Here is a 21,647-nt window from a genome sequence, read left to right as displayed (position 1 = left end):
CTACGGGCGAGCACGGACGTGTCGTGGTGTGGCCGGTGAGCGGTGCGGTTACATGAGCGCCATGACCCTGCTGACCGACCTCGAGGCCGTCCTCCCGCCGGAGCGGGTCACCTCCGACCCCGACGTCACCGCGTCCTACGCACACGACGAGGCCGAGTGGGCGGCGTACGGCACGCCGGTCGCGGTCGTGCGGCCACGCGAGACCGCCGAGGTCCGAGCGGTGGTGCTGGCCTGCCTCGAGCACGCGACCCCGTTGGTGACCCGCGGCGCCGGGACCGGCCTGTCCGGCGGCGCCAACGCCGTCGACGGGTGCGTGGTGCTGTCCACCGAGCGGATGACCGAGGTCCGCGAGATCGACCCCGTCGAGCGGCTCGCCGTCGTGCAGCCCGGGGTCGTCAACGACCACCTGCGGGCGGCCGCCGCCGAGCGCGGCCTGTGGTACCCACCCGACCCCGCGAGCTCGCCCTGGTCGACGATCGGCGGCAACGTGGCCACCAACGCCGGCGGGCTGTGCTGCGTGAAGTACGGCGTCACCGGCGACTACGTGCTCGGGCTGGAGGTCGTGAACGGTCTGGGCGAGGTGGTGCGCCTGGGCAGGCGCACCGCCAAGGGGGTGGCCGGCTACGACCTCACGTCCCTGATGGTGGGCTCGGAGGGGACGCTGGGCGTCGTCACCGAGGTGACGGTGCGCCTGCGGCCCGCGCGAGCGCAGGAGCGCACCGTCGCCGGCTACTTCGACTCGGTCGTCGACGCGGGCCGCGCCGTCGAGGCGGTCGGCGCCGCCGGGATCGTGCCGTCGGCCCTGGAGCTCGTCGACCGGCACTGCCTCGAGGCGGTCGACGCGTGGAAGGGCATGGGCCTCGCGGTGGATGCGAACGTCGTGCTGCTGGGCCGCTGCGACGCCCCCGGCGCCGCCGGCGAGGCCGAGGCGGAGGCGATGCTGGCGGCGTTCACCGGCGCCGGCGCGACCTGGGCGGCCGCCTCGACCGACCAGGAGGAGGCGGACGCGCTCTTCGCCGCCCGGCGGCTCGCCTACCCGGCGCTGGAGAGGCTGGGGCCGGTGCTCACCGAGGACGTGTGCGTGCCCACGGCCGCCGTGCCCGAGATGCTGGGGCGCATCGAGCGGGTCGCCGCCCACCACGACGTGCTGATCGCCAACGTCGCCCACGCCGGCGACGGCAACCTGCACCCCCTGATCGTCACGCCCGCGGGCGACGCCGCCGCGAGGGTCCGCGCCGAGGCGGCGTTCGAGCAGATCATCGACGACGCGCTCGCGCTAGGCGGCACGGTCACCGGCGAGCACGGCGTCGGCCTGCTCAAGCGTCAGGGGCTCGCGCGCGAGCTGTCGCCGCAGGTGATGGCGATGCAGCGAGCGGTGAAGGCGGCGCTGGACCCGCACGGGATCCTCAACCCGGGCAAGGTGCTCTGAGCGGGGTCCACGCGGTGCTCGGCCCCGACCTGGACGCGCTGCTGTCGCGCGACGGGGACGCCGAGACGGTGGCCGCCGCGGTGGCCGCGGCGGTCGAGGACGCCGGGGCGCCCGACAACTACAGCGTCGTCGTGGTCGACCTGGCGAGCTGACCTGCCTCAGTCGTTGCCCGTGGCCTCCTCGGCGAAGCCGTCGGCGCGCGACTCCTCGCCGCCGGGGGTCGAGGAGGGCGACGAGGGACCCTCGTGCTCCTCCGGGGTGTCGGGGACGCCGGTGTTCTCCTCGGCCGCGCCGCGCTCGCCGCTCTGCTCGGACATGCGTGCTCCTCCTCGGTCGTGATCGGGGTGCCCGGGGGCATCGATGTCACCGTTGGTACCCCTCCGGCCCGGCGACATGCGCGTGGTCGCGGAGCCGCCGAGGCGCTCTGGTCGTGCGTCGGCGAGCAGCTCGGCGCGGTCGTCGGCGAGAACGAAGCCGGCGTCGATGGCGCGGTCGGCAGCGTCGGCGTACGCCGCCAGGTAGTGCTCGCGGTCGCGCCAGAGCTCCGCCAGCCGGTCGGCGGGCAGGTCGGTGGTGCTGCCGAAGAGCTCGCAGATGACCGAGGCACCGGGCAGGGTCAGCCCGGAGAGGACCTCGACCGGGGCGTCGACCGCGGGCGTCCGGACGCCCCCGTGGACGTTGCCGACCTGGTCCAGCACGAACCCGTCGCCGTCGACGGCGAGCGGGTCGGCGTGACGTGGCGCCTGGCCGCGGCGTGCCCAGCGCTCCAGGTGGTGCAGCGCGGCACGCAGCACGAAGGCCTGCTGGCCGCGGTTGACCGGCGCCGGGCAGCCCAGGAGCTCCTCGAACTCGCCGATCATGTGCTTGTCGGCGTGCGCGGTGCCCGCGAGCTCCCACGTGCGCAGCCGCTCGTGGTCGGGCTGGCGGGCCGGCAGGAACGCGAGCCGGCCGAACAGGTCGGTCTCGGTCTGGACGACGAGGACCGGGACGTCGAGGTCGGTGCGCAGGCGCGTGGGGGTGCCGCCGACGACCTCGGCCATGGGCAGGCCGGCACCGGGCCGCCCCAGGGGCAGCGCCGCTCCCCCGCGGCTGTGCACCAGGAGCCCGTCGAAGAGCCCCTCGCGCGGCTGGACGCCGTTGGCGTACGTCGTCAGCGCGTAGGCCGACTGCGACTCACCGGTCGCGAGCACGCACGTCGCGCCCAGGTCGTGGGCCACGGCGCGGGCCACCTGGGTGAAGAGGTCGTAGGCGAACGCGTCGCCGGGGTGGCTCAGCGCGCCGTATCGGGCCGGGTCGCGACCGCCGAGTCCCGGGCTGCCGATGCCGCCGACCGAGACCGAGGACAGGCCGCCCTCGACGCCCGCGTGCTGCGCGGACACCGCGGCATAGGCGTGGCCGCGGCGCACGACCTCCTCGGCGTAGAACGTCCAGCCCGGGGCGACGTCGCTGCCGCTGCTCACGTTGAGCCACTCGACGACCAGGGTCCCGCTCGCGGCGGCGGGATCCGGGCGGCGTACGACGACGCGGGTGACGTAGGGCGCGGACCCCGACTCGCGCAGCGTCCAGCGACCGTCGGGCGCGAGCTCGTCGGCGGCGTAGGAGACCGCGGTGCCGGACGCGGCGTACTCGGTCTCGGTGTAGCCCACCGCCGCCAGGTCGGGGCCCGGCCGGGCGCCGGCGAGGCCCGTGTCGCCGGGCGGCAGCGCGGCCAGGGTGGCCCGGTCGCTCACGACCGCTCCCGGCGGGCCTTGGCGATCGTCTCCTCGACGATCGAGTTGAGCCGGGCGCCCTGGGGCCAGCCGGCGTAGTGGCACAGAAAGATCACGATCTCGCGCAGCTCCGCGTCCGAGAGCTCGCCGTTGGCGTGGGCGGCCGGGACCTGGATGCCGAGCACGTCGGCGCCGCCGGTGCCGGCCAGCAGCCCGATGAGCAGCAGCCGCCGGTCCCGGTCGGTGAGCCCCGGGCGCTCCCAGATGTCGGCGAAGAGGTGGTCGGCGGTGTAGCCGAAGAAGTCACCCTCGCCGTCGGTCATCTCGAAGCCGTAGACCTCCTCCATCCGCTCCAGCCCGCGTCGGCGCCGCTCGGGGAGGTCGTCGAACTTGCCGCTCATGAGAGCTCCTGGGGTGGGAGGCCGAGTCCGGGGCCGAGGCGGTCGAGGGCGAGGCGGGCGAGCGGGACGTCCACCCCGAGCAGGTCGGCGAGGTCCGTGGCGAGGCGCAGGTCCTTCTCGCCGAGCGCGCGGACGTGGTCGAGGACGCCGAACCAGAAGTCGCCCTCCGCGATCGGCGCGGCCGTGTCGCGGTGCATGATCGCCCCCGGACCGCCGGTCACGGCGTCGGTGTGGCGCACCACCTCGCCGAGCGTGCGCAGGTCGAGCCCGGACGCCTCAGCCAGCCGCTGCGCCTCGGTGGCGGCGGTGAAGGCCACGAAGTGCATCAGGTTGCGGGCCAGCTTCATCTGGGTGCCCGCGCCGATCGGCCCGGCGTGCACGACGAGCGAGCCCATGCGCTCCAGGACCGGGCGCGCGGCGGCGTAGGCGTCCTCGGAGCCGCCGACCAGGATCGCCAGCGTCCCGTCGGCCGCGCCCATCGCACCGCCGCTGACCGGGGCGTCGACCACCAGGACCTCGTGTCGGGAGGCAGCGGCCTCGAGCCGGCGCGGGGTCTGCGGGGCGACCGTGGAGTGGACGGCCACCACCAGCCCCGGGCGGGCCGCGGCGATCGCCTCGCCGAGCACCTCGCCCACCTGGTCGTCGTCGCGGACCATCACGCAGAGCACCTCGACGCGGCCGGCGAGCCCGGCGACGCTGTCCGCGGCGGTGGCCCCCGCGGCGACCAGCTCGGCGACGGGCTCGGGGGCGACGTCGTACACGTGCAGGTCGTCGGCACCCGACGCGAGCCGCAGCGCCATCGGCCTGCCGATGTTGCCGAGACCCACGAAGCCGACGCGCGTCATGGCCGGAACGTCTGACCGCCGTCGACCGCCAGGATCTGGCCGGTCACCCAGGCCGACTCCTCCGAGAGCAGGAACAGGCAGGCGCCCACCAGGTCCTCGGGCTGCCCCATGCGCTTGAGGGCCAGCCCCTTGACCAGGTCCTGGGCCGCGTCGCCCGCCTGGGTGCGCGTGGCCTCGGTGTCGGTGGGGCCGGGGGCGATCGCGTTGACCCGGATGCCCATGCCGCCCAGCTCGTGCGCGAGCTGCTGGGTCAGGCCGTTGACGCCGGTCTTGGCCAGGCCGTAGAAGCCGGAGTAGAGATACGCCGCCGTCGAGCTCTGGTTGACGATCGAGCCGCCGCCGCGAGCCTTCAGGTGCCGCCACACCGCGCGGGTGACGACCAGGACCCCGTCCATGTTCACCGACATGAACCTGCGGTAGTAGTCCCAGTCGACGGTGAGGAGGAGGTCGAACTGCATGTCGCCGTAGATGGCGGCGTTGTTGACCAGCCCGTCGATCCCGCCGTACTCCGCGACCGTCCGCTCGGCCATCGCGCTCGCCGACTCCGCGGAGGACACGTCGGTCGGCACGAAGAGCGCCCGGCCCCCGGTCTCGTTGATGCCGGCCGCGACCTTCTCCCCTGCCTCGGCGTTGACGTCGGCGACCACCACCGAGGCGCCCTCCGCGGCGAGCGCCCTCGCGTACGCCTCGCCGATGCCCTGCGCCGCGCCCGTCACGATGACGACCTTGCCCTTGAAACGCTTGCTCATCCATGTCTCCTCTGGGTCGCTCGGTTTCGACTCGGCGTCGCGACCTCGTTCCTCGGTCGCGGCCTGGCTCAACTCGCTGTCTGGCCTTTCGGCGTTCGCAGGCTCACGCCGGAAAGGCCAGCGTCTTGGTCTGCAGGTACTCCTCGAAGCCGGCGACGCCCATCTCGCGGCCGAGGCCGGACTGCTTGTAGCCGCCGAACGGGGCGTCCGGGCTGAACCAGACGCCGCCGTTGACCGAGAGCGTGCCGGTGCGGATCCGGGCCGCCACGGCCTTGGCCCGCTCCAGCGAGCCGGAGTCGACCGAGCCGGAGAGCCCGTACGGCGAGTCGTTGGCCAGGCGTACGGCGTCGTCGTCGCCGTCGTGTGGAATCACGACGAGCACCGGGCCGAAGATCTCCTCCTGGGCCGGGGTGGAGTCGTTGTCGAGGCCGGCCACGACCGTGGGCTGCACCCAGAAGCCGTCCCGGTCGATCACGTGGCCACCGGTGGCGACGGTGCCGCCCTCCTCGACCGCCAGCTGCAGGTAGGCCTCGACCCGGTCGCGCTGGGCCTGCGAAATCACCGGACCGCAGATCGCGCCGGGATCGGCGGGGTCCTTGGCGCCGATGGACTCCATGGTCGCCGCCGCGACCCGGACCGCCTCGTCGTACCTCTCGCGCGGGACGATCAGCCGGGTGGTGATCGCGCAGCCCTGGCCGGCGTGGATGCACGCGGTGAACGCCGTGGCGGCGGCGACCGCCGCGACGTCGGCGTCGTCGAGCGCGATCGCGGCCGACTTGCCGCCCAGCTCGAGGAAGACCTTCTTCAGCGTGGGCGCGGCGGCCGCCATGATCGCGCGGCCCGTGGCCGTGGAGCCGGTGAACGACACCATGTCCACGCGCGGGTCGGTCGCGAGCACCGCGGCGACCTGGTCGGAGCGTGGTGTGACGACGTTGAGGACACCGGGCGGGAGGTCGGTGTGCTCGGCGACCAACCGTCCCAGCTCGCACGCCAGCCACGGGGTGTCGGGCGCCGGCTTGAGGACCACCGTGCACCCCGCCGCCAGGGCCGGCCCGACCTTGGCCAGGTTGATCTGGGTCGGCACGTTCCATGGAGTGATGGCCGCGACGACGCCGATCGGCTCCCGGCGCACTGTGCGCCGCGACGCGATGCCCATCGGCTCCGCGACCCCCAGGTCGGTCTCGAACTCGTAGGACTCGAGGAGGTCGGTGACCCACCGCAGCCCCTCGACCGGTACGTCGAAGCCGGCCGCGCCCATCATGAAGCCGGGCATGCCGACCTCGGCCGTGGTCAGCGCGCGGACGTCGTCGGCGTGGTCGAGCAGCGCCTGGTGGAGCTGGCGCAGGCAGCGCACCCGCAGCGCCACGTCGCTCGACCAGTCGGACTCGTCGAAGGCCCGCCTCGCCGCGGCGATCGCGGCGTCCACGTCGGCGGCGGTCGCATCTGGTGCCTGGCCGATCTCCCGGCCGGTGGCCGGGTCGAGGACCGGGTACGTCGTGGCGTCGCCGGCGGGCCTGAGCCTGCCGTCGACGAGCAGCTGGGGCGGCGGCGTACGCAGGGTCATGAGGGCCGGTCCTGGACCACGAAGTCGCCGCGCTCGACCGGCGGCGGCCAGACCGGCGAGGGCAGGTCCTGGAGCCGGTAGTGACCCGGCTGCGAGGGACCGTGCACGCCCATGCGGTCGAGCAGCCCCTGGGGCGCCTTGCCGGAGGCGGCGATGGCCAGGAACGTCTGGGCGGTCGAGCCCAGGTCGAACCAGTCGCGCTGCCAGGCGAACTCCAGCCTGCCGTCGGCGTTGCGGCCCACGCCGAACCAGGAGCCGCCGATGCCGAGGATCTCGTACTCCTCGCCGGTCTCGTCGTTCGTGATCCCCGAGCGCTGCTTCCAGAAGCCGACGACCATGCCGGTCCGCTCGTCGACGACGGTGGCCTGGTAGTCGTAGTGCCAGCCGTCCAGGCCCGCCATCTCCTGGCCGATCGCGAGCTCGCGGATCTCCTCGCGCCCGACCGCCATGAAGTGCTCGTCGGGCGTGTACATCCACCCGTATGTCGCGTCCTGGGCGTAGTGGTCGGCCAGGACCCGCCAGTCGCGGCGGCGCTCGGCCTCGCGGTTGGCCTCCAGCCAGCCCTGCCAGAACTCGTCGATCTCGGCGCGGGTGAACTCGCTCATCTGGTTCCTCACGTGTCGGCCATGGCGAGCGCCATGGCAGGGCAGAACTGCACGGCCGCCCGCACCTGCGGGCGCAGGGACTCGTCGGGGTGCTCCTGGAGCACGACCACCACGTCATCGCCCGCGTCGAAGCCGAAGACGTCGGGCGCCTCGCCCTGGCACATCTGATGGCCCTGGCACAGGTCGAGGTCGGCGATCACCCTCATCGCACGCCCCTCACGACGAGCGCCTGCGGTAGCGGACCCGGCACGGCTGCTGGAGTTGGATCACCATCTTGGACACGTCGTCGGCGTACGACTCCGGCGGCTGGGTCATCTCGAACTCGTAGTCGCGCAGGAGCACCGAGAAGATCGCCTTGAGCTGCATCATCGCGAACGCCGAGCCCACACAGCGGTGCTTGCCGGCGCCGAACGGGATCCAGGTCCAGCGGTTGACCAGGTCCTCCTGGCGCGGGTCGAGGTAGCGGCCCGGGTCGAAGGAGTCCGGCCTCGGGAAGTCCTCGGGGATCCGGTTGGAGACCTTGGGCGAGGCCGCCACCATCGTGCCGGGGGCGATGGTGTGGCCGGCCAGCTCGATCTCCTCCTGCACCACGCGCAGCAGGATGATCAGCGGCGGGTGCAGCCGCAGCGTCTCCTTCAGCGCCGCCTCCAGCCGGGGGATCGACCGCAGCGCCTGGAAGGAGATCTCGACGGCGCCCGTGCCGTCGGGGTCGCCGTACAGCTCGTCGAGCTCGGCGACGACGTCCCTCATCGCCTCGGGGTGGCGCATCAGCTCGATCAGCGCCCAGGCGGCGGTGCCGGAGCTGGTGTGGTGCCCGGCGAACATCATCGAGATGAAGATGCCGGTGATGTAGTCGGCCGTCATCTCCACCGAGATCAGCACGTCCAGCAGGTCACGCTCCTCCCGCGGCACCGTGCCGCGCGCCACCCGCTTGTCGATGATCGCCTGCACCAGCGCGACCAGCTCGAGCCGGGCGGCATCGCGGGTCCGGAAGGACTCGATGTCGAGGTACGGGTCGACGTACGCCAGCGCGTCGGTGCCCTTCTCGAGGTCGTGGTAGAGCCGGGCGAAGGTGCCGTCGAGCTCCTCGCGGAACGGCTTGCCGATCAGGCAGCTGCTGGTCGTGTAGATCGTCAGCTCGGCGAAGAAGTCCAGCAGGTCGATCTCGCCCTCCTCGCCCCACCGCCCGACCATCCTGGTGATCTCGGCCTCGATGGTGGCGGCGTGACCGCGCATCATGTCGCCGCGCAGCGCCTGGTTCTTCAGCATCTGCTGGCGCTCCTCGGGCGGGGCGTCGAAGACCACGCCCTTGCCGAAGATCGGGGTCATGAACGGGTACGCCGCCGCCTGGTCGAGCGTCGAGTCCGGAGCGCGGAAGAACTGCTCGTTGGCCTGCGCGCCACTGACGAGCACCACGTCGCGGTCGGCCAGCCGGAACCGGCCGATGTCGCCGCACTCGTCGCGTACCCGCTGGAAGAGCCCGATCGGGTCGACCCGCATCTCGGCGAGGTGGCCCCAGTCGCCGGCAGAGCCGTCGGTGTCCGGCACGGCGTAGGAGACCTGGGGGATGGTCTGCCGGCTCTTCGCGGTGTCGGTCATGGCTCCTCCAGGGGTGCCTCGGGCGAGACCTCGATGAGGTTGAGGTGGACGCCGCGGGGTGCAGCGACCACCGTGGCGATGGCCTCGGCGACGGCGGCGGGCTTCAGGAGGTGGCCGTGGCGGGCGAGGCCGAAGCGGACCCACTGGTCGATCACGAACGCCGCCTCGTCGTCGGCCCAGTCGGTGCCCATGCCGCTCCAGGTAGGGCCGGGCCGCACGATGCTGGCGCGCACGCCGGTGCCCTCGAGCTCCATCTGCATCGCCTGCGCCATGCCCTCCAGGCCCCACTTGCCGGCGGCGTAGGACGACATGAAGGGGCGCGGCCGCACGGCGACGTCGGAGGAGACGAAGACGAGATCCCCGCGGCGGCGCTCGACCATGCCGGGCACGAGCGCGCGGACCAGCCGGTGCGCGCCCACGAGGGTGAGGTCGAGCTCGCGGGCGAAGCGCTCGGTGTCGACCTCGTGGGTGGTGCCGGGCGCCACGGCGCCGGCGTTGCTGACGACGACCTCGATGTCGCCGAGGTCGGCGGCGACGGCCTTGGCGAAGCCGGTGACCGAGTCCGCGTCGGTGAGGTCGAGCGCATGCACGCTGGCCTCTCCCCCGTCGGCGCGGATCCGGTCGGCCAGGTCCTCGCAGAGTGCCGTGCGCCGGGCCCCGAGGGCGACCGGGTGGCCGGCGCGCGCGAGCGTCAGCGCAGTGGCCGCGCCGATGCCCGACGAGGCGCCGGTGACGACGGCGGGGCGGCGTGCGGGCTGGTCGTACCTGCTCATCGGACCTCCATGCGCACCGGGACGGAGGCGAACCCGCGCACGCTCACGGAGTGGACCCGCACGCAGTCGTCGTGGGCGACCTCGACCCGCCTGACTCGCCGGACCAGGGACCGCAGGGCGACCTGAGCCTCGAGACGGGCGAGGTTGGCGCCCAGGCAGAAGTGGCGGCCACCGCCGAAGCTGACGAGCCGGGCGAGCTCCTCCTGGGGCCGGTCGAGGTCGTAGTCGTCGGGGCGGCGGAAGACCCGCTCGTCGCGGTTGGCCGACCCGATCGCCAGGACCAGCTTGGCTCCCTCGGGGGCGACCTTGTCGTGCAACGCGACGTCCTGCAGGAGGTGGCGCGCGAGCAGCTGGCTGGAGGTGTCGAAGCGCAGTGTCTCCTCGATCCACGCTCCGACGAGCTCGGAGTCGGGGTCGGCGAAGACCCGGTCCAGCTGGTCGGGGTGGCGCGCGAGGTGGAAGAGCGCGTGGCCCAGCAGCTTGGTGGTCGTCTCGTTGCCCGCCACGACCATGAGGAAGAGGAACGCGATGATCTCGTCGTCGCTGAGCCGGTCGCCGTCGCTCTGCCCATCCTCCTGGCGCACCGCGAGCAGCGCACTGGTCAGGTCCTCGGTCGGCTGCCGCTTGCGCTGCGCGAGCATGTCGGCGTAGTAGCCGACGAGCTCGAGGCTGGCCTCCATGCCGGCCTGCGGGACGTCGTGGACGCCGTCCTCGCGGTGGACCACGAGGTCGGCCAGGCGGCGTACCTCGTCGCGGTCGGCCTGCGGCACCCCCATCATCTCGGAGATGACGTCCATGGGGAGCCGGCCGGCGAAGTCGGTGATCCAGTCGAAGCCCTGCCCGTCCTGGGCGCGCTCCAGGCAGCGGTCGAGGTAGTGGTCGGTGAGCTGCTGGATGCGCGGCTCGAGGCCCATGACCCGGCGCGGGGTGAACCCCTTGGACACCAGCGAGCGCAGCCGCTGCTGGCGAGGCGGGTCCATGCCCAGGAAGGACATCACCTTGTGGGCGTGCGGGCCCCAGGCGCTGGGCTCGAGGGAGACGCCCATGGCGTTGGAGTAGACGCCCTCGGTGCGGAGGGCCTGCTGCACGTCGGCGTGGCGGGTGAGCACCCAGAAGTCGTGCTCCTCGTTGTGGTGGAGCGGGTCCTCGGCGCGGCAGCGGGCGTAGACCGGGTACGGGTCCTCCTGGAAGCCGTAGTCGAACGGGTCGAAGCCCAGCCTGCTCACGTGTGGCCCCGCAGGATGGTGGCGACGACGACGTCGAGCCGCTCGCCCATCTCGGTGTAGGTCATCAGTCCCATGCCCGCCTGCAGGAGCGCGCCGGAGAAGGCGAGCGCGAGGGTCTCGACGACGGCGGGGTCGGCGCCCTCGCCGAGCGCCTCGCGGAACCGCTCGACGTACTCGGCGCCGATGCGCAGGCGCAGCCGGTCGACGTCGGGGTCGCTGCCGAGCAGGGCCGCGGTGACGCCGGCGGCGAGCTCGGGCGAGGCGGCCAGCGAGCGCGCGAGGTGGCGGGTGACCGCCTGGACGCGGGCGACCGGGTCGGCTCCGCGCGGCGCGGGCGGATGGTCGCTGTGCAGGTGCCGCAGGAAGAGCTCGGCGAAGAGCCGGTTGCGCGAGGCGAGGTAGGTGTAGGCCGTGGCCGACGAGACGCCGGCGCGCAGCGCGACCGAGCGGACGGTGAGCGCGTCGGACCCGACCTCACGCAGCTCCTGGTCGGCGGCGGCCAATAACCGCTCGACCGTCTGGGCCTGTCGCGCGTTCAGACCGGCTCGCGGCGGGCTCGACACCTGACTGGACACCTGTCCAATCTAGAACGTGTTCTCATTCCGGCGCAAGGGTCGGTTGCGGTGTCGGCGGTGTCGGCCAGACTGGCCTGGTGCTGCTCCATGACGTGGTGACGACCTCGGGCGCCGTCGCGGCGACCCGCTCGCGCAAGACCAAGGTCGCCGCCATCGCCGAGCTGCTGGCACGCACGGAGGTCGACGAGCTGGAGATCGTGACCGCCTACCTGGGCGGGACGCTGCTGCAGCGCCGCACCGGCCTGGGCTGGCGCGGCCTGACCTCGCTGCCGCACCCCGCCGACTCCCCCTCGCTGGACGCGCGCGAGGTGGACGCGGCGTTCGCCGCCCTGGCCGCGCTGTCTGGCGCCGGCTCACAGGCGGCGCGCTCCGCGGCCGTGGCCGACCTGTTCGGGCGGGCGACGGCCGGGGAGCAGGCCTGGCTGCGGGGGGTCGTGACCGGGGAGGTCCGCCAGGGGGCGCTGGACGCGCTGGTGCAGGAGGCGGTCGCGGCCGCCGCGGGCGTGCCGCTGAGCGCCGTGCGGCGGGCCGCGATGCTGTCCGGCTCGACAGTGGCAGTGGCGCGACTCGCCTTCACCGGCGGCGAGGAGGCGCTGGCCGGGGTGGGCCTCGATGTGCTGCGACCGGTGCTGCCGATGCTCGCGTCGTCGGCGCCGACGGTGGCTGCGGCGATGACGAAGGCCGGCGGCGGCGGCCCCGTGTCGATCGACACCAAGCTCGACGGGATCCGGATCCAGGTGCACCGCGCCGGCGACGCGGTGCGCATCGCGACGCGCAGCCTCGAGGACATCACCGCGCGCCTGCCGGAGGTGGTGTCGGTGGCGCTCGCGCTTCCAGCGGAGTCGTTCGTGCTGGACGGTGAGGCGCTGGCGATGGACGAGGAGGGGCGGCCCCGCCCGTTCCAGGAGACGGCGTCGCGCACGGCTCAGGCGAGCGGGGTGCACGTGACGCCGTACTTCTTCGACCTGCTGCACCTCGACGGCGCCGACCTGCTGGAGGCGCCCCTGACCGAGCGGGTGGCCGCGCTGGAGCGCCTGGTCCCCGCGAGTCACCTCGCCGAGCGGATCGTGACCGCCGATCCCGAGGAGGCGTCCGCCTTCGTGGCCCGAGTCCTCGAGGCTGGCCACGAGGGCGTCGTGGTCAAGGACCCCGCGGCGCCGTACGACGCGGGTCGGCGCGGGGCATCGTGGGTCAAGGTCAAGCCGGTGCACACGCTCGACCTCGTGGTGCTGGCCGTCGAGTGGGGCTCGGGACGTCGCCGGGGATGGCTGTCCAACATCCACCTCGGCGCGCGCGACGACACCGCCGAGGGCGGGTTCGTGATGCTGGGCAAGACGTTCAAGGGCATGACCGACGAGATCCTCGCCTGGCAGACCGAGCGGTTCCTCGGGCTCGAGACGCACCGCGAGGGCCACGTGGTCTTCGTCCGGCCGGAGCAGGTGGTCGAGATCGCGCTCGACGGGGTCCAGCGGTCGCCGCGCTACCCGGCGGGCATGGCGCTGAGGTTCGCCCGGGTGGTCCGGTACCGCGAGGACAAGACGGCCGAGGAAGCCGACACCGTCGAGACCGTGCGCGAGCTGTTCGGGCGCTGAGCGGCCAGAAACCATCCACAGGCGGATCGGGCGTGCTGGCTCTCCACAGGCCCAGGGGCGTGGCCCGCGAGCGGCGGTGCCGGCTGGTTCGCTGGTGGACATGGCGATCTCGGCGCTCCCCCTGCCCACCCCCGACGACCAGGTCTCGGAGGCGGCTGCCAACCTCCACACGCTGACCCGCCACGACTGGGCCGGTGAGCCCGACGTCGTTCTCGTGTCGATGATGGAGAGCCTTCAGGGGATGCGCGCCACGGAGCGCGCCCTCGAGGCACAGCTCCTGGCCGAGATCGACGCGCGTGGCATCGCCAAGGAGAGGCTGGGCTGGGGGTCGACCGCCGATTGGTACTCCCACCTGGCCGGCGTACGCCGGGGCCAAGGGAAGCAGACCGTCGACCACGCCACCGAGCTGGTCAACAACCGGCCCGCCACCCTGGAGGCGCTGGTGTCCGGCACGGTGAGCCCGGAGCAGGCCGACGTCCTCCTCAACGCGGTCGACCGGCTGCCCGGCGACGACAGGCTGCGCGACACCGTCGAACGCGAGCTGCTGGACGAGGCGACCCGGAGCACGGCCACCGAGCTCGCCCGGCACGGACGCGACGTCATCGAGGCCGTCGACCCCGACCGGACGGCGCGGACTGCGGAGGCGCAGCTGGCACGCGAGGACCGGGTCGCGCATCAGCGTCGGTTCCTCACCGTCACCGACGACGGCGCCGGCGGCATCACCGTCAAGGGCCGCGGGTCGGTCGAGGACGGCACCATCCTGCGCGCGGCCCTGCTGCCGCTCACGGCGCCCGTGCCCCAGGTCGATCCCGAGACCTGCCAGGAGCTCCCCGACCGCCGGGACTTCGGCGTCCGCATGTGGGACGCGCTCGTCGGGATCGCGCAGCACGCGCTCGACACCGACCTTCCGCCGGAGTCGCACGGCGCCCGACCGCGGGTCACGGTGACGATGAGCCTCGAGGCGCTGCGCGGGGAGCTGTGCGAGCGCGGTCGCACCGACGACGGCCTCGACGTCTCCCCCGAGGTCGCCCGGAGGATGGCCTGCGACGCCGATGTCGTCCCGATGGTGCTGGGCACCGACGGCGAGGTGCTCGACGTCGGGCGCACTCGCCGGCTGGTGACCGCCCCACTGTGGCGGGCACTCGTCGAGCGTGACCGGCACTGTGCGTTCCCGGGGTGCACCCGGCCGCCGGTCATGGGCCATGCCCACCACATCGTGTCGTGGGCCGACGGCGGCACCACCTGCCTGTCCAACCTGGTGCTGCTGTGCGGCCACCACCACCGCACGATCCACCAGACGCCTTGGGAGGTGCGGATCGCCGATGACGGACGCCCGGAGCTCCGACCACCGACGCGACTCGGCATCGAGCGCGGCTGGGTGCGCCACCGACCCCGGCGCGAGTGACATTCGGTTGGACGGCGCTCCCCGAGAACCTGTCACAGGTGTGCAACTCTCAGTTGCACCTGTCTACGCTGGCCCCATGAGCACCAAGGCCCCCGAGAGCGACGGTCGCCGCCGCGCAGGTGCGGCACGACGGCGTGCCCGCGAGGCGGAGATCATCGCCGCCACCCGCGCGCTCTTCGACGAGCGAGGCACCGGGGAGGCCCAGATCGAGGACATCGCGCGCGCCGTCGGCATCAACCGCGCAATCGTCTACCGGCACTTCACCGGCAAGGAAGAGCTCTTCGCGCTCACCTTGGTCGGCTACCTCGACGAGCTCCGCGAGGCGTTGGCCGACTCGGCCGAGCAGGGCGACGACGCGGCGGACTCCCTACAGCGGCTGGTGACGGCCTTCGTCGACTACGGGATCGCCCACCCCGCGTTCATCGACTGCGCCCAGGCGCTGATGCGCCGACCGGGCGGCGAGCTGCTCGAGGAGATCTCCGAGGGGGCGCTGTTCCGGCTAGGGCGTGGGATCTCGTCGTGCCTGGCCGTGCTCTCGACCGCGATCCAGAACGGGATTGACTCAGGTGAGTTCTCGAGCGACACCGAGGATCCCACCCTGCTCGCCAACATGCTCTACGCCAGCGGCCTGGGCGCGCTGCAGCTCGCCCGTGTCGGGATCCTCGTGGCCGAGGCCTCTCCCGGCGTGCCCACGGTGGGCGCGATCTCACCCGAGCAGGTGCGCAACCATCTGGTGGCCACCGCGCTCGCGCTCGTCCGGCCCTGAGGACGGCCTCCGGACGCACCGACCGCCCGGACCCGAAGCGGACCGGGCGTCGTGTTGCTGGTCAGGTGCTGGGGTCAGGCGAAGGTCAGGGACGCTCGAGGATCGCGGTCACGCCCTGCCCGCCGGCCGCGCACACCGAGATCACACCGCGGCCCGAGCCCTGCTGGGCAAGCAGCTTCGCGAGGACGTTCACGATCCGGCCGCCGGTCGCGGCGAACGGGTGTCCGGCGGCCAGCGAGGACCCGTGGACGTTGAGCTTGGCGCGGTCGATGGCTCCGAGGGGTGCGTCCAGACCGAGGCGCTCCTTGCAGAACACCGGGTCCTCCCACGCCTTGAGCGTCGAGAGCACCTGCGAGGCGAAGGCCTCGTGGATTTCGTAGTAGTCGAAGTCCTGCAGGGTCAACCCCTCGCGCTGCAGCATCCGCGCCATCGCGTACGCCGGCGCCATCAGCAGACCCTCGCCGCCGTGCACGTAGTCGACCGCAGCCGTCTCGTAGGCCGTGAGGTAGGCCAGCACCGGCAGGCCGCGCTCCTCGGCCCACTCCTCGGAGGCCAGCAGCACGACGGAAGCGCCGTCGGTCAGCGGCGTGGAGTTGCCCGCCGTCATCGTGGCCGCCTCGCCCTTGCCGAACACGGGCTTGAGCTTGCCGAGCTTCTCGGCGGTGGAGTCGGGACGCAGGTTGTTGTCCCGCTCCACGCCGCGGAACGGCGTGATCTGGTCGTCGAGGAAGCCGGCCTCGTACGCCGCGGCGAGGTTCTGGTGCGAGGCCGCCGCGAGCTCGTCCTGCTCCTCGCGCCCGATCTGCCACTCCAGCGCGGTCAGCGCGGCGTGCTCGCCCATCGACAACCCGGTGCGCGGCTCGCCGTTCTGGGGGATCTCGAGACCGATGTCGCCCGGGCGGATCGCCGCCAGCGCGGCGAGACGCGACTTGGTGTCACGCGCCGCGTTGACCCTCATCAGCTTCTTGCGCAGCCGGTCGCTGATCGCGACAGGCGCATCCGAGGTGGTGTCGGTGCCGCCGGCGATGCCGACCTCGATCTGGCCAAGGGCGATCTTGTTGGCGACCTGGATCGCTGCCTGCAGGCCGGTGCCGCACGCCTGCTGGATGTCGGTCGCGGGGGTCGCAGGAGACAGCTTGGAGCCCAGCACCGACTCGCGCGTCAGGTTGAAGTCGCGGGCGTGCTTGAGCACGGCACCGGCCACGACCTCGCCCAGGCGCTCACCCTCGAGGCCGTAGCGCGCCACCAGCCCGTCGATGGCGGCGGTGAGCATGTCCTGGTTCGACACCCCCGCGTAGACGGTGTTGGAGCGGGCGAAGGGGATCCGGTTGCCGCCGAGCACGGCGACGCGACGGGTACGTTCGATCATGGACCCATCCTCGCGCGCGCGGCGCCCACGGAGAAGGCAATGAGGGGGAGGTCACGAAAGGTGGACTCCGAGTTACACCTGGAGTTACATGAACCTGCACATCCACGACGCACGGAGGACCTCGCACACCATGAGCGACCGCTACCAGGGCTTCACCCAGTCCCCGCTCGGCAAGCTGCTGGTCAAGAACCTCGGCCTGCCCTCGCCCACCCCGCTGGAGCGCTACACCGAGGGCGCGCCGCTCGTGGACGGCACGGTGCTGGTCGGCGGTCGCGGCCGCCTCGCGGAGTCGCTGCCCGGACTGCTGGACACGCTCGAGATCAGCTCGACCGAGACCGCCGAGGACGGCGCCCGGTTCAAGGGCCTGGTCTTCGACGCCACCGGCCTCACCTCCAGCGCCGACCTGCACGCGCTGCGTGAGTTCTTCTCCCCCGTCCTGCGCAGCCTCGACACCTGCCCGCGCGTCGTCGTGATCGGTACGCCGCCGGAGTCGGTCGCCGGCGCCGAGCGCGTCGCCCAGCGCGCGCTCGAGGGCTTCACCCGCAGCCTCGGCAAGGAGATCGGCCGCGGCGGCACGGTGCAGCTCGTCTACGTCGCCGACGGCGCCGAGAGCGCGATGACCAGCACCTTGGCCTTCCTGCTCTCCCCCAAGTCCGCCTACGTCTCCGGTCAGGTCGTCCGCATCGGCGCCCACGGGACGACCGTCGCCCCCACGGTGGAGGACTGGACCAAGCCCCTGGTCGGCAAGGTCGCGCTGGTCACGGGTGCCAGCCGTGGCATCGGCGAGCAGATCGCCCGGGTGCTGCACCGTGACGGCGCCACCGTGGTCGGCGTCGACGTCCCCCAGGCCGCCAGCGAGCTGCAGTCGCTCATGAAGGAGCTGGACGGCGACTGGCTGACCCTCGACATCACCGGCAAGGACGCCCCGCAGCGGATCGCGCACCACCTCAAGGAGAAGCACGGTGGGGTCGACGTCGTCGTGCACAACGCCGGGATCACCCGCGACAAGAAGCTGGCCAACATGGACGACGCCCGCTGGGACTCGGTGATCGCGGTCAACTTGACCGCCCCGGAGCTGATCACCCGCGAGCTCCTCGAGCAGGGGGTCGTGAACGAAGGTGGCTCCATCATCGGCGTCGCGAGCATCGCCGGCATCGCCGGCAACGTCGGTCAGACCAACTACGCCGCCTCCAAGGCCGGCGTCATCGGCCTCGTCGACTCCCTGGCCGACGAGCTCACCGACGGGATCACGATCAACGCCGTCGCCCCCGGCTTCATCATCACCCAGATGACCGCCGCAGTGCCGTTCGCGACCAGGGAGGTCGGCCAGCGACTCAACGCGATGTCGCAGGGCGGTCTGCCCGTCGACGTCGCCGAGACCGTCGCCTGGTACGCCAACCCGGCCTCCACCGCGGTCAGCGGCAACGTCGTCCGCGTGTGCGGCCAGATGATGCTGGGGGCCTGACGTGGCCGGCCTGCCCGTGCTGGTCAAGGCGGCGCTGCCCGCCCTGCCCGGGGTCAACCTGCTCCCCGGCATCCGCAAGAGCGGCGGGGAGTTGCCCGACCTGACGCTGACCCGGCACGACGTGCCGATCGACGTCGACCACGCCGCGGCCTACGCGGCGCTGTGCGGGTTCCCCCGCAAGGACGTCGTCCCCCTGCCCTACCCGCACCTGCTGGCCTTCGGCCTGCACATGCAGATCATGACCGACGCCTCGTTCCCGTTCCCCGCGATCGGGACGGTTCACCTGGAGAACTCGATCACCCAGCACCGACCGATCGGCGTCACCGAGGAGCTGCAGGTGACCGCCCACGCCGAGCAGTTGCGCGCCCACGCCAAGGGCCGCGTGTTCGACATGGTCACCAAGGTCCACTCCCGTGGAGAGCTGGTGTGGGAGGAGACGTCGACCTTCCTGCGCCGCGGCCGGGGCGACGCCGAGGCACCCGGCGGCACGACGTTCCCCGAGGTCGCACCGACGGGCACCGTCTGGCGGCTCGAGGGCGACCTCGGCCGCCGGTACGCCGGCGTCTCCGGCGACCACAACCCGATCCACCTCTACACGTTGACCGCCAAGGCGCTGGGCTTCCCCCGGCAGATCGCGCACGGCATGTGGAGCATGGCCCGCTGCGTCGGCGCACTGGAGAACCGGCTGCCCGATGCGGTCCGCGTCGACGTCGCCTTCAAGAAGCCGATCCTGCTGCCGGGCTCCGTCGCGTTCGGCTCGCGCCCCACCGACGCCGGCTACGCGTTCGCGCTCAGCGACCCCCGATCCGGCGCACCGCACCTCGCCGGGACGACGACCGCCGCCCTCTGATCAGCGGGGGCGTCGCGGCCGGATCAGTCCTTCTTGCGCCGCGGTGGCCGCCAGGACGCCGTCCTGGGTGAACACCCGACCGAACGACAGGCCGCGTCCACCGCTCGCCGAGGGTGACCACTGGTCGTAGAGCCACCACCCGTCGGCGCGAAACGGCCGGTGGAACCACAGCGTGTGATCCAGCGAGGCCATCATCGTCTTGGCGGGATCGACCTCGTGGGCGGCCAGGGCGGCCCCCAGCAGGCTGACGTCGCTGGCGTAGGTGAACACGGCCAGGTGCTCCAGCGGGTCGTCCCCCAGCGTGCCCCTGACCCGGACCCACATGCGCGCCTGCGCCGGGTGGCGCGGGTCCTCCGACAGCCCCATGCCGGTGTGCCCGAGGTAGCGCACCTCGAGCGCGGACCACTCCTTGCCCAGTGCGTCGGCATCCTTGCCACCGCGGTCGCGCATCAGCTCGACCAGGTCGAGCCCGTCCTCCGGGGCGGCCACCGACGGCATCGCGTCCTGGTGGTCGAAGCCGTCCTCGCTGCGCTGGAAGTTGAGAGTCTGGTAGTAGATCGGGCGCCCGTGCTGGCGCGCCACGACGCGCCGGGTGGCGAAGGCCCGGCCGTCCCGGATCCGCTCCACGTCGTAGATGATCGGCACCTGGTAGTCGCCCGGGAGCAGGAAGTACGAGTGCAGCGAGTGCGGCTGGTACGCCGAGTCCACGGTGCGCGTGCCCGCGATCATCGCCTGCGCCGCGACCTGGCCGCCGTAGACGCGGGCGCGCTCGGAGTCCGGCTGGGCACCGCGGAACAGGTCCACGTCGAGCTGCTCCAGGTCGAGCAGGCCGACGAGCTCGTCGGTGGCGGCCTGGCCGGCGGCGTCCGTCGTCGTCATGACCGCGCTCCGGCGCGGGCACGGCGGCGCAGCAGCGCCTCCTGGGCCACGCTCGCCGCGAGGGTGCCGTCGTGCGCGTAGACCTTGGCGAGCACGAGCCCGCGACCACCGGCCGCCGAGGGCGAGGCCTGGTCGTAGAGCCACCACTCGTCGGCGCGGAACGGGCGGTGGAACCACACCGAGTGGTCCAGCGACGCGATCAGCAGGTCCGGGTCCCCCATCCGCACGCCGTGCGGCGCCAGCGCGGCGCCCATCAGGGTCATGTCGGAGAGGTAGGTGAACGCGGCGACGTGCCAGAACGGGTCCTCGGGCAGCGCGGAGGAGACGCGGAGCCAGAGCTGCTGGCGGGCCGTCTGCTCGCCGTCCGCCGCCAGCGCGTCGGCGGAGCTGCCGACGTACCGGAAGTCCGCGACGTCCCACTCGCTGTCGTGCGAGGTGTCCCGGCCCGGGTCCAGCTCGCGTTGCGCCGCGCGCACGTCGGTGGCCTCCTCGGGCGGCACCACCGTGGGCATCGGCTCGGCGTGGTCGTAACCGTCCTCGGGGATCTGGAAGTTCGCCGTCAGCGCGTAGATGGGCCGCCCGTGCTGGCGGGCGAGCACCCGCCGCGTGGCGAAGGACCGGCCGTCGCGCAGGTTCTCCACGTCGAAGATCGTGGGCGCCTGCGTGTCACCCGGCTGCAGGAAGTAGGAGTGCAGCGAGTGCACGGCGTACGCCGGGTCGACGGTGCGGGTGGCGGCGACCACCGCCTGGGCGGCGGCCTGCCCCCCGAACACCCGCGGCAGTGTCGAGGGCATCTGCCGGCCCCGGAACAGGTTGTCGTCGAGGCGCTCGAGATCGAGGAGCCGCACGAGCTCCTCGGCGTTGCGCGGCACTAGCTGCCCTGCTCGTCGTCCGGGCGCTCGAGCCCCGCCAGGAACTGCTCGAACTGCTGGCCGATCTCGTCTCCGGTCGGCAGCGGCTGGTTCTCGGCCAGCAGGCTGCTCCCCGACTCCTCGGCCCGCTCGAACGCGTCGTACTGACGCTCCAGGGCCTCCACCACGTCCGCGACCTCCTCGTTCGCGGACAGGTAGTGGGCGATCTCCTCCTCGCGCGCCTCCGCCTCGGCGCGCACGTCGGTCAGGTCCAGCGTGAGCCGCCCGCCGAGCTCGAGGTGCTCGAGCAGGGCCAGGGACGCGCGCGGGTAGTCCAGCTGCGCCAGGTAGTGCGGGATGTGCGCGACGTAGCCGAGAGCGTCGTGCCCCCACTCCCCCAGGCGCACCTCGAGCAGCGACTGAGCGCTGCTGGGGATCCGCAGCTCGCCACGCCACGGGCTCTCCCCGGTCAGCAGGTCGGGGTTGTTGCCGTGGTGGGTGATCGCGACCGGCCGGGTGTGCGGCACCGCCATGGGCACCGAGCCGAGGCTCACGACCCGGGTCACGCCGAAGCGCTCCACGACCTCGCGCACGGCGCGCGAGAACGCCTCCCAGCGGTTGTCCGGCTCGGGACCCTGGAGCAGGAGATAGGGGGTGTCCCCGGAGTCGTGCAGGAGCCGCACGACCAGCCGCGGCGCGTCGTAGGCCTCGTAGTGGTCGCGGATGAACGACATCGCCGGGCGCCGGGCGCGGTAGTCGTGGAACTGGTCCACGTCGAAGGTGGCGACCACGGGACCGGCGTCGCGCCCGTCGCGGCCCTCGGTGAGCTGCACGAGGAACCGGCTGGCGATCGCCGCCGAGCTGCCCGCGTCGAGGAAGCCGTCCAGCACCACGACCATCGTCAGCGCCGAGGCGTCCTCGAGCTCGGGGACGTCGTCGACGATGTGCACGAGCCGGGGTTCGGAGGTCACGGGGGAACGATATGCCCACCCGCC

22 protein-coding genes are annotated in these 21,647 nt (G+C 72.9%); 7 read left to right on the top strand and 15 right to left on the bottom strand.

Annotation, left to right across the window (positions count from 1 at the left end; all coding sequences use genetic code 11):
- Positions 1 to 61: 61 nt before the first annotated feature.
- Together LQ940_RS09345 and LQ940_RS09340 are read left to right on the top strand one after the other, a co-directional pair.
- Positions 62 to 1,429, top strand: a complete 1,368-nt coding sequence (locus LQ940_RS09345; RefSeq protein WP_231243737.1) for an FAD-binding oxidoreductase — start codon at positions 62 to 64, stop codon at positions 1,427 to 1,429.
- A 14-nt stretch (positions 1,430 to 1,443) separates the two neighbouring features.
- Positions 1,444 to 1,581, top strand: a complete 138-nt coding sequence (locus LQ940_RS09340) for a hypothetical protein (RefSeq protein WP_231243736.1) — start codon at positions 1,444 to 1,446, stop codon at positions 1,579 to 1,581.
- 6 nt (positions 1,582 to 1,587) lie between these two features.
- On the opposite strand, the gene LQ940_RS09335 is transcribed toward LQ940_RS09340, so the two are convergent.
- The 11 genes from LQ940_RS09335 to LQ940_RS09285 form a co-directional block, all read right to left on the bottom strand.
- Complete coding sequence (locus LQ940_RS09335) at positions 1,588 to 3,159, bottom strand: alpha/beta hydrolase domain-containing protein (protein WP_231243735.1); 1,572 nt, start codon at positions 3,157 to 3,159, stop codon at positions 1,588 to 1,590.
- Positions 3,156 to 3,539: a carboxymuconolactone decarboxylase family protein gene (locus LQ940_RS09330; protein ID WP_231243734.1), complete on the bottom strand. Its 384-nt coding sequence runs from the start codon at positions 3,537 to 3,539 to the stop codon at positions 3,156 to 3,158. Before LQ940_RS09330 ends, LQ940_RS09335 begins: the two co-directional genes overlap by 4 nt.
- Positions 3,536 to 4,384, bottom strand: a complete 849-nt coding sequence (locus LQ940_RS09325; protein ID WP_231243733.1) for an NAD(P)-dependent oxidoreductase — start codon at positions 4,382 to 4,384, stop codon at positions 3,536 to 3,538. The genes LQ940_RS09330 and LQ940_RS09325 overlap by 4 nt, the downstream gene beginning before the upstream one ends.
- Entirely contained in the window at positions 4,381 to 5,133 is a 753-nt protein-coding gene (locus tag LQ940_RS09320) for an SDR family oxidoreductase (protein WP_231243732.1), read from the bottom strand. The genes LQ940_RS09325 and LQ940_RS09320 overlap by 4 nt, the downstream gene beginning before the upstream one ends.
- Positions 5,134 to 5,236: 103 nt before the next feature.
- On the bottom strand, positions 5,237 to 6,697 hold the full coding sequence (locus tag LQ940_RS09315) for an aldehyde dehydrogenase (protein ID WP_231243731.1): 1,461 nt from the start codon (positions 6,695 to 6,697) through the stop codon (positions 5,237 to 5,239).
- Entirely contained in the window at positions 6,694 to 7,302 is a 609-nt protein-coding gene (locus LQ940_RS09310; protein ID WP_231243730.1) for a hypothetical protein, read from the bottom strand. The genes LQ940_RS09315 and LQ940_RS09310 overlap by 4 nt, the downstream gene beginning before the upstream one ends.
- A gap of 8 nt (positions 7,303 to 7,310) precedes the next feature.
- The gene (locus tag LQ940_RS09305) at positions 7,311 to 7,508 is read right to left on the bottom strand and encodes a ferredoxin (RefSeq protein WP_231243729.1); all 198 of its coding nucleotides are present in this window, start codon (positions 7,506 to 7,508) and stop codon (positions 7,311 to 7,313) included.
- A gap of 10 nt (positions 7,509 to 7,518) precedes the next feature.
- Entirely contained in the window at positions 7,519 to 8,901 is a 1,383-nt protein-coding gene (locus LQ940_RS09300) for a cytochrome P450 (protein WP_231243728.1), read from the bottom strand.
- A complete protein-coding gene (locus tag LQ940_RS09295; RefSeq protein ID WP_231243727.1) occupies positions 8,898 to 9,674 on the bottom strand; it encodes an SDR family oxidoreductase in 777 nt (258 codons plus the stop codon). Before LQ940_RS09295 ends, LQ940_RS09300 begins: the two co-directional genes overlap by 4 nt.
- A complete protein-coding gene (locus LQ940_RS09290) occupies positions 9,671 to 10,900 on the bottom strand; it encodes a cytochrome P450 (RefSeq protein ID WP_231243726.1) in 1,230 nt (409 codons plus the stop codon). The genes LQ940_RS09295 and LQ940_RS09290 overlap by 4 nt, the downstream gene beginning before the upstream one ends.
- Entirely contained in the window at positions 10,897 to 11,475 is a 579-nt protein-coding gene (locus LQ940_RS09285) for a TetR/AcrR family transcriptional regulator (RefSeq protein WP_231243725.1), read from the bottom strand. Before LQ940_RS09285 ends, LQ940_RS09290 begins: the two co-directional genes overlap by 4 nt.
- A gap of 77 nt (positions 11,476 to 11,552) precedes the next feature.
- On the opposite strand from LQ940_RS09285, the gene LQ940_RS09280 reads away from it, so the two are divergent.
- The 3 genes from LQ940_RS09280 to LQ940_RS09270 all read left to right on the top strand — a co-directional run bounded on the left by LQ940_RS09280 (position 11,553) and on the right by LQ940_RS09270 (position 15,238).
- Positions 11,553 to 13,067, top strand: coding sequence for an ATP-dependent DNA ligase (locus LQ940_RS09280; protein ID WP_231243724.1), 1,515 nt, complete (start codon positions 11,553 to 11,555; stop codon positions 13,065 to 13,067).
- Between the two features lie 100 nt (positions 13,068 to 13,167).
- On the top strand, positions 13,168 to 14,472 hold the full coding sequence (locus tag LQ940_RS09275) for an HNH endonuclease signature motif containing protein (RefSeq protein WP_231243723.1): 1,305 nt from the start codon (positions 13,168 to 13,170) through the stop codon (positions 14,470 to 14,472).
- Positions 14,473 to 14,548: 76 nt separating this feature from the next.
- Positions 14,549 to 15,238 carry a TetR/AcrR family transcriptional regulator gene (locus tag LQ940_RS09270; protein WP_231243722.1) on the top strand — a complete coding sequence of 230 codons (690 nt, stop codon included), beginning with the start codon at positions 14,549 to 14,551 and terminating at the stop codon, positions 15,236 to 15,238.
- An 85-nt stretch (positions 15,239 to 15,323) separates the two neighbouring features.
- On the opposite strand, the gene LQ940_RS09265 is transcribed toward LQ940_RS09270, so the two are convergent.
- Positions 15,324 to 16,607, bottom strand: a complete 1,284-nt coding sequence (locus LQ940_RS09265; protein WP_231243721.1) for an acetyl-CoA C-acetyltransferase — start codon at positions 16,605 to 16,607, stop codon at positions 15,324 to 15,326.
- A gap of 88 nt (positions 16,608 to 16,695) precedes the next feature.
- Here LQ940_RS09265 and LQ940_RS09260 point away from each other — a divergent pair, with 88 nt between their 5' ends.
- Together LQ940_RS09260 and LQ940_RS09255 are read left to right on the top strand one after the other, a co-directional pair.
- Positions 16,696 to 18,072, top strand: a complete 1,377-nt coding sequence (locus LQ940_RS09260) for a 3-oxoacyl-ACP reductase (RefSeq protein ID WP_308217436.1) — start codon at positions 16,696 to 16,698, stop codon at positions 18,070 to 18,072.
- Position 18,073: 1 nt separating this feature from the next.
- A complete protein-coding gene (locus tag LQ940_RS09255; RefSeq protein ID WP_231243720.1) occupies positions 18,074 to 18,922 on the top strand; it encodes a MaoC family dehydratase in 849 nt (282 codons plus the stop codon).
- Here the strand turns inward: LQ940_RS09255 and LQ940_RS09250 are convergent, their stop codons facing one another.
- From LQ940_RS09250 to LQ940_RS09240, 3 genes are read right to left on the bottom strand one after another with little or no spacing between them, the layout of a single operon-like run.
- Positions 18,923 to 19,801, bottom strand: a complete 879-nt coding sequence (locus tag LQ940_RS09250; RefSeq protein ID WP_231243719.1) for an acyl-CoA thioesterase — start codon at positions 19,799 to 19,801, stop codon at positions 18,923 to 18,925.
- Positions 19,798 to 20,673, bottom strand: a complete 876-nt coding sequence (locus LQ940_RS09245) for an acyl-CoA thioesterase (RefSeq protein WP_231243718.1) — start codon at positions 20,671 to 20,673, stop codon at positions 19,798 to 19,800. Before LQ940_RS09245 ends, LQ940_RS09250 begins: the two co-directional genes overlap by 4 nt.
- Positions 20,673 to 21,623 (bottom strand): PAC2 family protein, encoded by a 951-nt coding sequence (locus LQ940_RS09240; protein WP_231243717.1) that lies wholly within the window; start codon positions 21,621 to 21,623, stop codon positions 20,673 to 20,675. The genes LQ940_RS09245 and LQ940_RS09240 overlap by 1 nt, the downstream gene beginning before the upstream one ends.
- Positions 21,624 to 21,647 lie beyond the last annotated feature (24 nt).

The sequence above is a fragment of the Nocardioides sp. cx-173 genome, assembly GCF_021117365.1.
In the GTDB taxonomy this organism is placed as follows: domain Bacteria; phylum Actinomycetota; class Actinomycetes; order Propionibacteriales; family Nocardioidaceae; genus Nocardioides.
The sequence above is the reverse complement of the archived record's forward strand: the minus strand, read 5'-3'. Positions and strand labels throughout refer to the sequence as shown.